General features: G+C 73.5%; 12 protein-coding genes. 9 read left to right on the top strand and 3 right to left on the bottom strand.

Annotated features, from left to right (window positions below):
- Positions 1-30 precede the first annotated feature (30 nt).
- Both EDF34_RS09915 and EDF34_RS09920 read left to right on the top strand, forming a co-directional pair.
- Positions 31-1,953: a S9 family peptidase gene (locus EDF34_RS09915; protein WP_123371176.1), complete on the top strand. Its 1,923-nt coding sequence runs from the start codon at positions 31-33 to the stop codon at positions 1,951-1,953.
- A gap of 91 nt (positions 1,954-2,044) precedes the next feature.
- Positions 2,045-2,233 carry a DUF5302 domain-containing protein gene (locus EDF34_RS09920; RefSeq protein WP_123371177.1) on the top strand — a complete coding sequence of 63 codons (189 nt, stop codon included), beginning with the start codon at positions 2,045-2,047 and terminating at the stop codon, positions 2,231-2,233.
- Positions 2,234-2,315: 82 nt separating this feature from the next.
- On the opposite strand, the gene serA is transcribed toward EDF34_RS09920, so the two are convergent.
- Positions 2,316-3,515: a phosphoglycerate dehydrogenase gene (gene serA / locus EDF34_RS09925; protein ID WP_123371178.1), complete on the bottom strand. Its 1,200-nt coding sequence runs from the start codon at positions 3,513-3,515 to the stop codon at positions 2,316-2,318.
- A gap of 61 nt (positions 3,516-3,576) precedes the next feature.
- Complete coding sequence (locus EDF34_RS09930) at positions 3,577-5,775, bottom strand: AAA family ATPase (protein WP_123371332.1); 2,199 nt, start codon at positions 5,773-5,775, stop codon at positions 3,577-3,579.
- A gap of 267 nt (positions 5,776-6,042) precedes the next feature.
- On the opposite strand from EDF34_RS09930, the gene EDF34_RS09935 reads away from it, so the two are divergent.
- From EDF34_RS09935 to EDF34_RS09955, 5 genes are all read left to right on the top strand, one after another.
- Entirely contained in the window at positions 6,043-7,251 is a 1,209-nt protein-coding gene (locus EDF34_RS09935) for a PP2C family protein-serine/threonine phosphatase (RefSeq protein ID WP_370450043.1), read from the top strand.
- The gene (locus tag EDF34_RS09940) at positions 7,248-8,831 is read left to right on the top strand and encodes an ATP-binding protein (RefSeq protein ID WP_233575300.1); all 1,584 of its coding nucleotides are present in this window, start codon (positions 7,248-7,250) and stop codon (positions 8,829-8,831) included. The genes EDF34_RS09935 and EDF34_RS09940 overlap by 4 nt, the downstream gene beginning before the upstream one ends.
- 25 nt (positions 8,832-8,856) lie before the next feature.
- Positions 8,857-9,297 (top strand): response regulator, encoded by a 441-nt coding sequence (locus tag EDF34_RS09945; protein WP_118766220.1) that lies wholly within the window; start codon positions 8,857-8,859, stop codon positions 9,295-9,297.
- A 145-nt stretch (positions 9,298-9,442) separates the two neighbouring features.
- Complete coding sequence (locus EDF34_RS09950) at positions 9,443-10,375, top strand: PAC2 family protein (protein ID WP_123371179.1); 933 nt, start codon at positions 9,443-9,445, stop codon at positions 10,373-10,375.
- 155 nt (positions 10,376-10,530) lie between these two features.
- Positions 10,531-10,734, top strand: a complete 204-nt coding sequence (locus tag EDF34_RS09955; protein WP_118766222.1) for a cold-shock protein — start codon at positions 10,531-10,533, stop codon at positions 10,732-10,734.
- A gap of 66 nt (positions 10,735-10,800) precedes the next feature.
- Here EDF34_RS09955 and EDF34_RS09960 read toward each other — a convergent pair whose 3' ends face one another.
- Entirely contained in the window at positions 10,801-11,601 is an 801-nt protein-coding gene (locus EDF34_RS09960; protein ID WP_233575301.1) for a spermidine synthase, read from the bottom strand.
- 174 nt (positions 11,602-11,775) lie between these two features.
- Here EDF34_RS09960 and EDF34_RS09965 point away from each other — a divergent pair, with 174 nt between their 5' ends.
- Both EDF34_RS09965 and dinB read left to right on the top strand, forming a co-directional pair.
- Positions 11,776-12,291 carry an SAV_6107 family HEPN domain-containing protein gene (locus EDF34_RS09965; RefSeq protein ID WP_158615078.1) on the top strand — a complete coding sequence of 172 codons (516 nt, stop codon included), beginning with the start codon at positions 11,776-11,778 and terminating at the stop codon, positions 12,289-12,291.
- On the top strand, positions 12,288-13,595 hold the full coding sequence (gene dinB / locus EDF34_RS09970) for a DNA polymerase IV (RefSeq protein ID WP_123371181.1): 1,308 nt from the start codon (positions 12,288-12,290) through the stop codon (positions 13,593-13,595). The genes EDF34_RS09965 and dinB overlap by 4 nt, the downstream gene beginning before the upstream one ends.
- Positions 13,596-13,606: the final 11 nt, after the last annotated feature.

A 13,606-nucleotide genomic window follows, 5' to 3' on the forward strand; every position in this document is an offset into this window, starting at 1 on the left:
CATGTCGGCGCCCTGACGTACGGTCGTCCGGTGCTTCCTGACGACATCACGCATCTCCACGTCCCCGGCACCCCCGCGGTGCTCCCCGACGGCACGGCCGCCATCGTCTCGGTGCTCCGGCCGGACCTCGAGTCCGACGAGTACGTCGGCGGGCTGTGGCTGGTCCCGCTCGACGGCTCCGAGCGGCGCCGGCTGACCCGCGGCTTCCGCGACACCGCCCCGGCCGTCTCGCCGGACGGGCGCTGGGTCACGTTCACGCGCGCCGAGAAGGGCGGCAAGCCGCAGGTGCACCTGGTTGAGGCGACGGGTGGCGAGCCGCGCCGGCTGACGGACGCGCCGTTGGGTGCGTCCTCGCCGCAGTTCTCGCCCGACGGCACGCGCGTGGCCTACCTGGCCCGGGTGCCCGACGAGGGTCGCTACGAGGCCGACGGCAGTCCCGCGGCCGAGGCGCCGCGCCACATCACCGAGGTCCAGTACCGCGCGGACGGGCTCGGCTTCACCCGGGACCGCCCCCAGCACCTCTTCGTCCTCGACGTGCCGGCCGACGACGCGGAGGTCGAGCCGCTCGCGCTGACGCAGGGCCACCAGGGCGTGCGGTCCTTCGCCTGGCTGGACGACGAGGCGCTCGTCGCACCCATGGCCCGGCACGCGAACCACGAGCAGGACCTGCGCAGCGACGTCGTGAAGATCGCCGCGCGCGCGTTCTCCGGTCCGGTGCCGCTCACCGATGCCGACCACGGCTCGACGCTCGACGTCTACGGCATGCGCCCGTCCGCGGACGGGTCGGTGCTCTGGTTCGTCGCGTCGGACGCCGGTGAGTCGGGCCTCGACTTCGTCGCCGCGCAGAACGGGCTCTTCGAGCTGCCGCTCACCGAGGGCGCGACCCCGCGCCGGCTGACCGACCTCGAGACCGTGGACCTGCTCTCGGACCTGCTGCTCGAGCACGAGGGTCGCCCGGTCGTGGCCGACCAGCGCCGCGGGGCGGTGCACCTCGTGCGGGTGGGCCAGGACGGCAGCCTCGAGGACCTGGTCGACGGCCCCGTCGTGGTGACCGCTGCCGGAGTCGGTGGGGGTGCGCTCGTCGCGGTCGTCGCCACGGCGACGTCGTCGGGCGAGCTCGTCGTCGGCTCCACCATGCTGACGGACTTCTCCGCCGACCTGGTCGCGACCGGTCGCCTCCGCACGGGCGTCGAGCTCACCGCGACGGCCCCCGACGGCTATCCCGTGCACGGCTGGCTGACGCTTCCGGACCCCGAGCGCTACCCCGGCCCGCACCCCACGATCCTGCTGATCCACGGCGGGCCGTTCGCGCAGTACACCCACGCCGTCTTCGACGAGGTGCAGGGCCTGGTCGAGGCCGGGTACGCGGTCGTGCACGGCAACCCGCGCGGCTCGGCGGGCTACGGCCGGGCGCACGGGCTGGCGATCAAGAACGGCTTCGGCACGGTCGACGCCGACGACGTCCTCGCGCTGCTCGACGCCGCCCTCACGCACGAGAAGCTCGACGCGGACCGCGTCGGCGTCATGGGCGGGTCCTACGGCGGCTACATGACCGCCTGGCTCACCACCCGGACGCACCGGTTCGCCGGCGCGATCGTCGAGCGCGGTTTCCTCGACCCGGTGAGCTTCGTCGGGTCGAGCGACATCGGCTGGTTCTTCGGCATGGGCTACCTCGGCGAGGATGCCGACGCCGTCGCGGCGCAGTCGCCGATGGCGCACGTCGCGGCCGTGCGGACCCCGACCCTGGTGATCCACTCCGAGCAGGACTGGCGCTGCCCGGTCGAGCAGGGGCAGCGCTGGTTCGTCGAGCTCAAGCGGCGCGGCGTGCACTCCGAGCTGCTGCTGTTCCCCGGTGAGGGGCACGAGCTCACGCGCTCGGGGCGGCCGAGCCACCGCAAGGCCCGGTTCGAGCAGGTGCTGACCTGGTGGTCGACGTACCTGCCCGTCGGCTGACGTGGAACTCGCTGGCGCCGGGAGCCGGTGTCAGTCAGGCTGGGGTCGAGCCCGCGCGTTGCGGGCGGCACGACGAGACGAAGGAGACGCCATGGCGCAGGACGACAAGGCAGAAGCCGTGAGCGAGGACGCCAAGGCCAAGTTCCGCGAGGCACTGGACCGCAAGAAGTCGGCGAGCCACCGCACGGCGGACGGCACGACGAACACCGGACAGGTGCACGGATCCGAGACCGCGGGCCCGTCCCAGCGGCGGTTCCAGCGCAAGTCCGGCTCGGCCTGATCCACGGCACCACCCGCACGACGAACGGCCCGTCTCCATCGCTGGGGGCGGGCCGCTCGTCTGGGAGGAACTGGGACTGCAACTAGGACAGGACGCGCAACCGGATCGCCGACGGCTGCGACGACAGCGCGGCGACAACCGCCGGGTCGACCGGCGAGCCGGCGTCGGTCACGACGTAGCCGATGTCGCCGCGCGTCGCGAGCAGCTGGCCCTCGATGTTCACGCCGTGCTCGGCGAGCGTCGCGTTGATGCCGGCCAGCACGCCGGGGACGTTGTGGTGCAGGTAGGCCAGGCGGTGCACGCCGGGGTACTGGTCGAGCGCCACGTTGGGCAGGTTGACCGACAGCGTGGTCGAGCCCGTCGCGATGTAGTCGCGCAGCTTGTGGGCGACGAACTGGCCGATCGCCTCCTGCGCCTCCTCGGTCGAGCCGCCGGTGTGGGGCGTGAGGATGACGTTCGGCAGGCCGCGCAGCTCGGACTCGAACGGGTCGCCCTTGCGCTTGGGCTCGACAGGGAACACGTCGACGGCGGCGCCGGACAGGTGGCCCGAGACGATCGCGTCGCGCAGCGCGGCAGGGTCGACGACGAAGCCGCGGGACAGGTTCATCAGCACCGCGCCCGGCTTCATCCGGGCGATCTGCTTGGCGCCGAACAGGCCGGCGTTCCCGGAGCGACCGTCGACGTGCAGCGTGACGACGTCGGCCGTCTCGAGCAGCTCGTCGAGCGTGTGCATCCGGCGGGCGTTGCCCAGCGCGAGCTTCTCGGCGGTGTCGTAGAAGACCACGGACATCCCGAGGTTCTCCGCCAGGACCGACAGCTGCGTGCCGATGTTGCCGTAGCCGATGATGCCGAGGGTGCGACCGCGGACCTCGTGCGCGCCGACCGCCGACTTGTTCCAGACGCCGTCGTGCATCTGCTTGTCGAACTCGGTCAGGCGGCGGGTGAGGCCGATGATCTCGGCGATCGCGATCTCGACGACCGAGCGCGTGTTGGAGAACGGCGCGTTGAAGGTCGCGATTCCGCGCGAGGCGGCCGCGGCCAGGTCGATCTGGTTCGTGCCGATGCAGAACGCACCGATGGAGACCAGGTCGTCGGCCTGCTCGATCGCCGCCGCCGTGACCTGGGTCTTGGAGCGGATGCCGAGCAGGTGGACCCCCTCGAGCGCCTCGATCAGCTCGGACTCGTCGAGCGCACCCGTGCGGGTGACGACGTCGAAGCCGGCCTCCTCGAGGATGGCGCGCGACTGGGGGTGGAGGTTCTCGAGCAGCAGGGCCTTGGGCACGCGCCTATCGTGCGCCTGTCCGAGTGCCGGGCACGGCACCGTCCGACCAGCGGACAGGTGCTCAGCCCGCGATCCCGGCCGGCAGGTCGGCGCTGTGGACCACGTGGAGCACCCTCGTGGGGCGCGTCATCGCCACGTACAGGTCTCCCGCGGACTCGGCCAGGACGTCGGCGGGCTCGACGAGCACGACCGCGTCGAACTCGAGGCCCTTGGCCTCGCGCGGCGTGAGCAGCACGAGGGGCGCGTCGAGGTCGGCGGCGGTCGTCGGCTGACCGACCGCAGGCGTCAGGCCCGCGCCGACGAGCGCGTCGCGCACCGCGGGCACCGACGCGTCGACGGCGACGACCGCGACGCGGCCCGCCCCGAGGTCGTCGGACACGTCGGTGACGGCCTGCTTGGCGCGGTCGGCGACGGCGCCGAGCAGGTCGCCCGCGGGCTCACGCGTGATCCGCAGCGCGTCGTCGACCTCGCGTGCGGAGGTCAGCGGGCTCACGGGCAGGCCCGCGGCCTTCGCCATCCGGACGGCGGCGTCGGCCACCGCCGCGGGCGTCCGGTAGTTCACCGTGAGCTCGTTGAGCCGCCACGAGTCGCGCAGCACCGGGTCGAGCATGCGCCGCCAGCTGCGGGCGCCGCCTGCCGCGGAGGTCTGGGCGACGTCGCCGACGATGGTCAGCGACCGCGTCGGCACGCGGCGCAGCAGCACACGCCAGGCCATGGCCGACAGCTCCTGCGCCTCGTCGACCACGACGTGCCCGTAGGTCCACGACCGGTCGCTCGCCGCGCGCTCGGCCGTGGTCAGCACCGGGCCCCCGGAGGCGAAGCGGTCCGCGAGCAGCTCCGCGGAGACCATCGCGCCGGAGCCCGTCGACTCGAGCACCTGCCGCGCGTAGGCGACCTCCGTGGCCCGTTGCTCCGCGGCGACGCGGGCCTGCGCGCGCGCTGCCTGGTCGTCCTCGCCCAGCAGCTCGGCGGCCTCGTCGAGCAGCGGCACGTCGGCCGGCGTCCACGGCGCGTCCGCGTCACGGGCGAGGAGCGCGCGCTGCGCGGGCGTGAGGTCGGGCGCGGCCGACTCCAGGCGCCACGGCCGGGAGTACAGGTCGGAGAGGAGCTTCTGCGGCGTCAGCGGCATCCAGGCGAGGTTGAGCGCCACGCGCACGTCCCGGTCGCCGCGCAGCTCGCCGATGATCTCCTGGCGCTCGTCGGGCTGGACGTCCCAGCCGAGCTGGGCGGCGTACTGGTCGGCGAGCCGACCGAGCATGTCCCGCACGAATGTCACGCGCGCCTGGTTGTGCGGACGGTGCTGGCGGCGGGCGCGGTGCATCGCCCCGGCGATGTCGCCCGGACGGATGACGATCGTCACGCCGTCGATCCGGACGGTCGTGGACTCCGCGGGCACCCGCTGGCGTGCACGCACGGCGCGCGCGACGACCCCCGCCATCGACGCGCGGCCCTTGAGCTCGGCCACCTGCTCGTCCTCGGTCCCGGCCGCCAGGACGCCGGGCACGAGCTCGGCGATGGTCGTCGTGACCACGCCCGTCTCGCCGAGCGACGGGAGCACCTGGTCGATGTAGCGCAGGAACGTGCGGCTGGGGCCGACGAGCAGCACGCCCGAGCGCTCGAGCATCCGGCGGTGCGCGTACAGGAGGTAGGCCGCGCGGTGCAGGGCCACGGCGGTCTTGCCCGTGCCCGGGCCGCCCTGGACGACGAGCGCGCCGCCGAGCTCGGACCGGATGATCGCGTCCTGCTCGCCCTGGATGGTCGCGACGATGTCGCCCATCCGGCCCGTGCGGCCCGCGCGCAGACCGGCCAGGAGGGCGCCCTCGCCCGAGAGCCCGTCGAGGCGCCCCTGCGCGTCCTCGTCGGTCAGGAGGTCGAGGTCGAGGACCTCGTCCTCGACGCTCGTGACGGTCCGGCCCCGGGTGACGACGTGGCGCCGGCGCACGACGCCGTCCGGGTGGGCGGCGGTGGCCCGGTAGAAGGCCTGCGCGGCGGGTGCGCGCCAGTCGGTGAGCAGCTGCGTCTGCTCGTCGTCCGTCAGGCCGATGCGTCCGATGTAGCGGCGCGTGTCGTCGTCGAGGTCGATGCGCCCGAAAACCAGGCGCTCCTCGACGGCCTCGAGCTGCGAGAGGCGGTCCTCGTAGAGGGTCGCGAACGCGTCGCGCTCGCTGCGGTTCTGCGGGGAACCCGCGGGCCCGGTCCGGCGGACCTCCGCGAGCCGCTCGCGCGTGCCTGACCGCAGCTCGTCGAGGCGTCCGTACATGACGTCGACCGTCTTCTGCTCACCGGTCAGCTCGTCGTTCGTGCCTGTCACGTGCGCGTTCTCCCGTCCACCGACCACCTGCCGACCACGTGCCGCGCCGCGAGGACCGTCGACGGCGCTCGCAGCGGCCGTCCATTATCCGCCCTGCCGATCGCGCGCGCGTCCCCCGTCCGGGGCAGGCGAGCCCGCGGGGGCCGAACGGGTGGTCGGGGGGCAGGCCCGCGGTGCGCACCGTACGCTTCGGGGTGCCCGAGAGAGAGGACGCCCGTGACGGACGTTGCCGCCGCGACCGGCCCCCTGCGTGACCGCGTGACCCCGCGCACCCACGACGAGGAGCGCCAGATCCGCATCCTGCTCGTCGAGGACGACGACGGGGACGCGGTGCTCGTCACGGAGCACCTGCAGGACGCCGGCCTCGACGTCGAGCTGACGTGGGTCCGCACGCTCGACGAGGCCGTCGAGGCCCTCGACGTGGACTGCGTGCTGCTCGATCTCGGCCTGCCCGACGCCACGGGCATCCCCGCCCTCGAGCGGCTCCTGGCCGCGGGCGCCCCCGCCGTCGTCGTGCTCACCGGGCTCCAGGGCGGCGACACGGGCGTCCAGGCGGTGGCCGCCGGCGCGCAGGACTACCTCGTCAAGGACGAGGTGGACGGCCATCGCCTCAGCCGCGCCGTGCGCTACGCGGTCCAGCGACGCCGGCTCGAGGCGACCGACCGTGAGCTCTACCGCAGCCTGGTCCGCGCCGAGGAGACGAACCGGCTCGAGCGCGCTCTGCTGCCCAAGCCGGTGGTCAAGGACGAGGGCCTCGAGGTCCGCGTCGGCTACCGGGCCGGTCGGGACGGCGTCCTCGGTGGCGACTTCTACGACGTGGTCGAGCGGCCGGACGGCACGGTCCTGGCGATCGTCGGCGACGTCTGCGGGCACGGACCCGACGAGGCGGCGCTGGGCGCGACCCTGCGCACCGCGTGGCGCACGCTCGTGCTCACCGGCACCCGCCCCGGCGACATCCTGGGTCTGCTCGAGGTGGTCCTCGAGGCGGAGCGTGCGCGGCCCGAGGTGTTCACCACGGTCGCGATGCTCGTCATCGCGCCGGGCCGCGCCTCGGCGGACATGTACCTCGCGGGCCATCCGGTCCCGCTGATCCTCGGCCCGCCGTCCGAGCTGCCGCCCACGCACCGTCGTGGGCGCGCGCTCGGGATCCCGGTCGGGGGCACCTGGCACGCGCAGGTGCTCGACCTCGGGCCGCGCTGGCGCCTCATGATGTACACCGACGGCCTGCTCGAGGCCACCGTCGAGGGTGGTCCCGAGCGGCTCGGCAAGCCGGGCCTGCTCGCCGTCGTGGACCGGGCGCTCGTCGACGACGCGTCGCGCGAGCCGGTCGACCTCGTCGAGCGCGTCCTGCACGACGTGCGCACGCTGCACGGCGGCGACCTCGTCGACGACGCCGCCGTCGTCGTCCTCGGGTGGGGCGCGTGAGCGTGAGCGCACCGGCACTGCCGGTGACCTCCGCCGCGCCCGGTCGCACGGGCATGACCCTGCGCCGTCGCCTCACGACGCTGCTCGTCGTGGCCGGCGTGGTGCTCGGGCTGCTGCTCGCCGGCGCCGCGTACGTCTTCGCCCAGCTGGCCGACCGCCAGTCCGCCGTCACGGAGGACATCTTCGGGGCCGTCGTCGGCGCCGACCGTGCCCTGGTCGCCTACGTCGACGCCGAGACCGGGCTCCGCGGCTTCGCGCTCACGGGCGACGAGGACACGCTCGCCCCCTACACGACGACCGTCGAGGCCCTGCCCTCGTTCACCGACCTGGCCGACGACCTGGCGGGCGTGAGCACCGAGCCGCGGCTGAACGAGACCGCGGCCGCCGCGGATGCCGCCGCGCGCGCCTGGATCGACGACTACGCCGAGCCGCTCATCGCGCAGGTCCGTTCGCAGGGGTCCGAGTCCGTGACTGCTGCCGAGGTCGAGGCGGGCAAGCAGCAGTTCGACGTGCTGCGCGCCGACGTGACCGCCTTCACCGACGAGGTCGGTGACGTCCGGCGCGACGTGGCGGCCGAACTCGCGCAGTGGACGCGCTACGCCTCAGTCGTCGTCGCGCTGCTGGCGATCGCCGCCGTCACGGTCGGCATCCTGCTGTGGACCGCGCTGCGGCGCTGGGTCGTCGAGCCGCTCGACGACCTGGCCGCCGACGCCCGGATCGTCTCCGACGGCGACCTCACGCACCCGGTCACGGCGACCGGCCCCGGCGAGATCGCCGACCTCGCGCGCGACGTCGAGTCGATGCGCACGGCGCTGCTCACCCAGGTCCAGGCCGTCGAGGAGCAGCACGCGCGCCTCGAGGACCAGGCCGAGGAGCTGCGCCGCTCGAACCGCGACCTCGAGCAGTTCGCGTACGTCGCCTCGCACGACCTGCAGGAACCGCTGCGCAAGGTCGCGAGCTTCACCCAGCTGCTGCAGAAGCGCTACGGCGGGCAGATGGACGAGCGCGCCGACCAGTACATCGAGTTCGCCGTCGACGGCGCCAAGCGCATGCAGCGGCTGATCCAGGACCTGCTGGGGTTCAGCCGGGTGGGCCGCGTGGGTGGCGAGGTCACGGACGTCGACCTCAATGCCGCGCTCGCGGTCGCCCTCGACAACCTCGAGCAGACGATCGCCGACGCGGGCGCCGTCATCACGCACGACGAGCTGCCGACCGTGCGCGGGGAGCTCCCGCTCGTCGTACAGCTCTTCCAGAACCTCGTCGGCAACGCGGTGAAGTTCCGCGCTCCGGACCGCGTGCCGCAGATCCACCTCGGGGCACGGCGCGTGGAAGACTCGTCGAAGGGCGAGTGGGAGCTGCGCTGCCAGGACAACGGCATCGGCATCGACGCGCAGTACGCGGACCGGGTCTTCGTGATCTTCCAGCGGCTGCACGCCAAGGACGTGTACGAGGGGACGGGCATCGGCCTGGCCCTGTGCAAGAAGATCGTCGAGTTCCACGGCGGTCAGATCTGGATCGACCCGCCCGCAGGCGAGGGCACCAGCATCCGCTGGACGCTTCCTGCGGGCACCGACGACTGACCCGCACCCGGGTCGAAGGAGAACAGTGACGGAAGCACGCAAGCCCATCGACGTCCTGCTGGTCGAGGACGACCCGGGCGACGTCCTCATGACGCGCGAGGCGTTCGCGGAGCACAAGGTCGCCAACCGCCTGTCAGTCGTGTCGGACGGCGTCAGCGCGCTCGAGTTCCTGCGCAAGGAGGGCGAGCACGCCGACGCGCCGACGCCCGACCTCATCCTGCTCGACCTCAACCTGCCGCGGATGGACGGACGCGAGGTGCTGGAGGCGCTCAAGGCCGACGACCGGCTGCGCGCGATCCCCGTCGTCGTGCTCACGACGAGCGAGGCCGAGGAGGACGTGGTCCGCAGCTACTCGCTGCACGCGAACGCCTACGTCACCAAGCCCGTCGACTTCGACCGCTTCATCGACGTGGTGCGTCAGATCGACGAGTTCTTCGTCGAGGTCGTGCGGCTGCCCTCCCGCTGAGTCGCGCTGAGTCCCGCTCACAGCGAACAAGGTCGGCGGCCTCCTCGGGAAGAGCGGGCCGTCGACTCGTGTTGACGTAGGTGTGCCGACCCCGACGGCACGGGACCCACCGGTCCCAGGACGAACGAGAGGTGCGTGCCCACGCATGCTGGACCCGAGCGAGATCTACGAGGTCGTCCCCGAGGTCGCTGCCGAGCTCGACGCCCGGACCGCGAGCGGCCCCGGGCCCGTCCTGGTGCACGCCGTGCGCGGCTTCATCGACGCCGGCAACGCGGGCCAGATCGCGGCGGAGCACCTGGCCGAGGAGCTGACGAGCACGCGTCTGGCGTCCTTCGACGTCGACCAGCTCGTCGACTACCGATCGCGCCGTCCGCTCATGACGTTCGACGCCACGACGTGGTCGTCCTACGACGACCCCGAGCTGGTCGTCGACCTCGTCCAGGACGCAGCCGGCACGCCCTTCCTGCTCATGCACGGCTCGGAGCCCGACGTGCAGTGGGAGCGGTACGTCTCCGCGGTGCGCCAGATCGTCGAGCGCTTCGACGTCTCGCTGACCATCGGCCTGCACGGGATCCCGATGGGGATCCCGCACACCCGGCCCGCCTCCGTCACCGCGCACGCGACGCGCCCCGAGCTCGTCGCGGACCACCCGTCGTGGTTCGGCACGGTCCAGGTCCCCGCCAGCGCGAGCTCGCTGCTCGAGCTGCGGCTGGGGGAGTCCGGGCACGACGCGATGGGCTTCGCGGTCCACGTCCCGCACTACCTCACGCAGTCGTCCTACCCGCAGGCGAGCATCGCCGCGCTGCACGCCATCGAGCGCGCGACCGGACTCGAGCTGCGGACCGACGCGCTCACCGCGGCCGCCACCGACGCGACCGCCGAGATCGAGCGGCAGGTCGCGGACAACGAGGACGTGGCCGGCGTGGTGCACGCGCTCGAGGAGCAGTACGACGCCTTCGCCCGCAGCTCGGGCCGCGGCAGCCTGCTCGCCCGGTCGGCCGACCTGCCGACGGCCGACGAGCTCGGCGCCGAGTTCGAGCGCTTCCTCGCGCAGCAGGGCGACGACCCGGCCGTGTGATGTTTACCCAATCGTTGTCGAACCATGGGCGTTCGGCGGCGGAAAGCATGGCGCCGGCCACGTCAGGCATGCAACCATTTGCGCGTTGCGGGGGACTGCAGCAGGGCGCGGAGACGTTCCGTCGTCGTCACCGGTAAGACAGAAGGAAGCAAGACATGGCCCAGGGTGCAGTCAAGTGGTTCAACTCCGAGAAGGGCTTCGGCTTCATCGCCCAGGACGGCGGCGGCGCTGACGTCTTCGTCCACTACTCCGCGATCGCGACCCAGGGCTACCGCTCGCTCGACGAGGGCCAGCGCGTCGAGTTCGACATCACGCAGGGCCCCAAGGGTCCCCAGGCGGAGAACGTCACCCCGCTCTGATCGACGTCCGCCGGCCTCACGGTCGGCGAGGTCCGTAGGGCCGTCTCCCGTGCGCGGGAGGCGGCCCTACGGCGTTCCTGCCGCCGGCGCCGGGTCCCGCAGGACGGGTGCGCGGCCGACGAACGCCGCGAGCTCCTCGCCGTGCAGCAGCCGGGCAGGCGCGGGGAGGCTGCGCACGGCGCGCGCGAGCGCCGCGGACCCGAGCAGGTCCGTGCGGTCGGTGCCGACCAGCACGAGGTTGCCGTACCCGCGTCCCCGCAGGATGCCCGGCTCGGCGATCGCCGCGACGTCGCCGAACGCGTCCGCGAGCGTCGCGCACTCCGACCGTGCGGCAGCCAGCGGAGGGCGGTCCGCGCAGTTGACGAGGTAGACGCCGCCCGGCCGCAGCACGCGCGCCACCTGCGCCGCCATCTCCCGGGTGACGACGTGCGCCGGCGTCGTCGACCCCGCGAACACGTCGCGGACGACGACGTCCGCGCTCCCGCCCGCCATCGCCGTGAGCTGCTCGCGGGCGTCCCCCGCCCGGATGCGCAGCGCGGGGGAGCGGGGCAGGTCGAACCACGCGCGCACGAGCTCGGGCAGCGCCGTGTCGAGCTCGACGGCGACCTGGCGGGAGCCCGGTCGGGTCGCGTGCACGGCACGGGCCAGGGCGCAGCCGGCAGCGCCCAGGTGGACGACGTCGAGCGGCTGTCGGCCGTCGTCGAGCCTGTCGAGCACCAGGGCCATCTGCTGCATGTACTCGAACGCGAGCGCCTCCGGGTCGGCCAGGTCGAGGTAGGAGCTCGGGACGCCGTTGACCAGGACCGTCACACCGTCGGGGTCGTCCGGGTCGCGGACGAGCTCGACCGTCCCGGTGGGGATGCGCACCGGCCCGTCCGGCCAGGCGTCCCGGGCCCCCGGACGTGTGGGTGCTCGGTGGGAGGCTGACGGACGTCGCGCCGAGCGGTCACGTGCAGCCATGCCAGCCACCGTACGGCCTCCGGCGGAGCGGTGTTGACGGACTCGAACAGATGTTCGATGATGGAGGCAGGAGGTGGGGTCATGAGTCAGCTCGACGTGGTGACGCAGCCGGAGTCGCAGGTGCTGGGTACCAACGACAGGCGCCCCGCCGGCGTGCCCCGCGCACCGATCTCTCCGCGCGCCCGTGACCTCGTGCACCGCGCGGACGCCGAGCTGCTGGCTGCCCAGTACTCGTCCGAGGCGTGGGAGCAGTTCAGCCACGCGCACCTGGCAGCCCTGCGCGCGGGGGCGGCGGTCGTCGCCAGCCGTGGGACGCCGGGCGGCCGCCGCGCCCCGCGCACGGTGTGGGCGATGCTGCACCAGGTCGCCCCCGAGCTCGACGAGTGGTCGGACTACTTCGCCGCCGGGGCGTCGACCCGGTCCGCCGTCGACGCCGGACGGTTCGAGGTGGTGACGCCCGACCGCGCGGAGCAGACGCTGTGCGCTGCGGAGGACTTCGTGGACGCGGCGCGCAGCCTCGTCATGGCCGGGCCCGGTGGCTCGCCGGACGTCGTGGTCGCCGGCCGGTCCGCGATGCTCGCCGTGAGGGCGTCGTGAGCCGCGGGCCGCGGTCGGCTGCGGCGCGGCGGGACTGGGGCAGCGAGGAGGACGGCTGCTCGATCCTGCACGTCGACATGGACGCGTTCTTCGCGTCGGTGGAGCTGGCCCGGAGGCCGCAGCTGCGCGGGCTGCCGGTCATCGTCGGCGGGGCGCAGCGCGGCGTAGTCCTCGCCGCGACGTACGAGGCGCGCGCGTTCGGCGTGCACTCGGCGATGCCCATGAGCGTCGCGCTGCGCACGTGCCCGCAGGCGGTCGTCGTCCCACCGGACCACCACGCCTACCACGAGGTCTCGGTCGGGGTGATGGAGATCCTGGGCGAAGTGACCGCGCTCGTGGAGCAGGTCAGCATCGACGAGGCATTCCTCGACGTCGCGGGCGCGCGCCGCCGGCTCGGACCGCCGACCGTCATCGCCGCGCTCGTCCGAGCGCGGGTCCAGGAGCAGTTCGGGATCGCGTGCTCCGTCGGGATCGCCTCGACCAAGTTCGTCGCCAAGCTCGCCTCCAGCCACGCGAAGCCCGACGGCGTCATGCTCGTGCCGCGCGCGGCCACGGTCGACTTCCTGCACGCACTGCCCGTCGGGGCGCTGTGGGGCGTTGGCGAGCGGACCGAGGCCGCGCTGGCCCGGTGGGGGATCGACTCCGTCGCCGAGCTGGCGGCGAGCGACGTCGCGACCGTGCAGCGTGCGGTCGGCAAGGTCGCCGGCGCGCACCTGCACGACCTGGCCTGGGGGCGTGACCCGCGGCCGGTCAGCCCGGGACGGGTGGAGAAGTCCATCGGTGCGGAGGAGACCTTCGTCCAGGACGTGTCGGACCTGTCCGTCGTGCAGGACAAGGCGCTCGAGCTGGCCGACCGGTGCGCGGCGCGGCTGCGCAAAGGGGTGCTCGTCGGCCGCACGGTCAGCGTGAAGGTCCGCACGTCCGACTTCCGCACGCTGACCCGGTCGCGCACGCTGGCCACGCCGACGGACGTCGGCCGGGAGATCTACCTCGCGGCGCGCGAGCTGCTCGCGGCGGCGGACCTCGGTGGCCTGCCCGTCCGGCTCGTCGGCGTGCGCGTGGAAGGGCTCGGCCCCGCGGCCGACACGGTGCGGCAGCCGACCCTCGAAGAGGCGTCGGCCGAGCCGGTCACCCGCGGTGCCGGGGCTTCGCCGAGCGGGTTCACCCCGCGCCGCGAGGCCGAGGTGGCGATGGACACCGTGCGAGAACGCTTCGGAAAGGCCGCAATTCACGCAGGTGCGACAACTGGGAGGCTGTCGGGCACCCGTCTGGCTACCACCTTCGTGCCAGCCGATCTATCCTGATCCTGATACGG

Origin of the sequence: Cellulomonas sp. PhB150, assembly GCF_003755175.1 — a bacterium.
Lineage (GTDB): Bacteria > Actinomycetota > Actinomycetes > Actinomycetales > Cellulomonadaceae > Cellulomonas.

Excerpts from the sequence above, each read along its gene's own strand:
- EDF34_RS09955 (WP_118766222.1), top strand. The coding sequence starts at position 10,531 with ATGGCCCAGGGTGCAGTCAAGTGGTTCAACTCCGAGAAGGGCTTCGGC.
- EDF34_RS09920 (WP_123371177.1), top strand. The coding sequence starts at position 2,045 with ATGGCGCAGGACGACAAGGCAGAAGCCGTGAGCGAGGACGCCAAGGCC.
- EDF34_RS09950 (WP_123371179.1), top strand. The coding sequence starts at position 9,443 with ATGCTGGACCCGAGCGAGATCTACGAGGTCGTCCCCGAGGTCGCTGCC.
- EDF34_RS09965 (WP_158615078.1), top strand. The coding sequence starts at position 11,776 with ATGAGTCAGCTCGACGTGGTGACGCAGCCGGAGTCGCAGGTGCTGGGT.
- EDF34_RS09930 (WP_123371332.1), bottom strand. The coding sequence starts at position 5,775 with ATGTACGGACGCCTCGACGAGCTGCGGTCAGGCACGCGCGAGCGGCTC.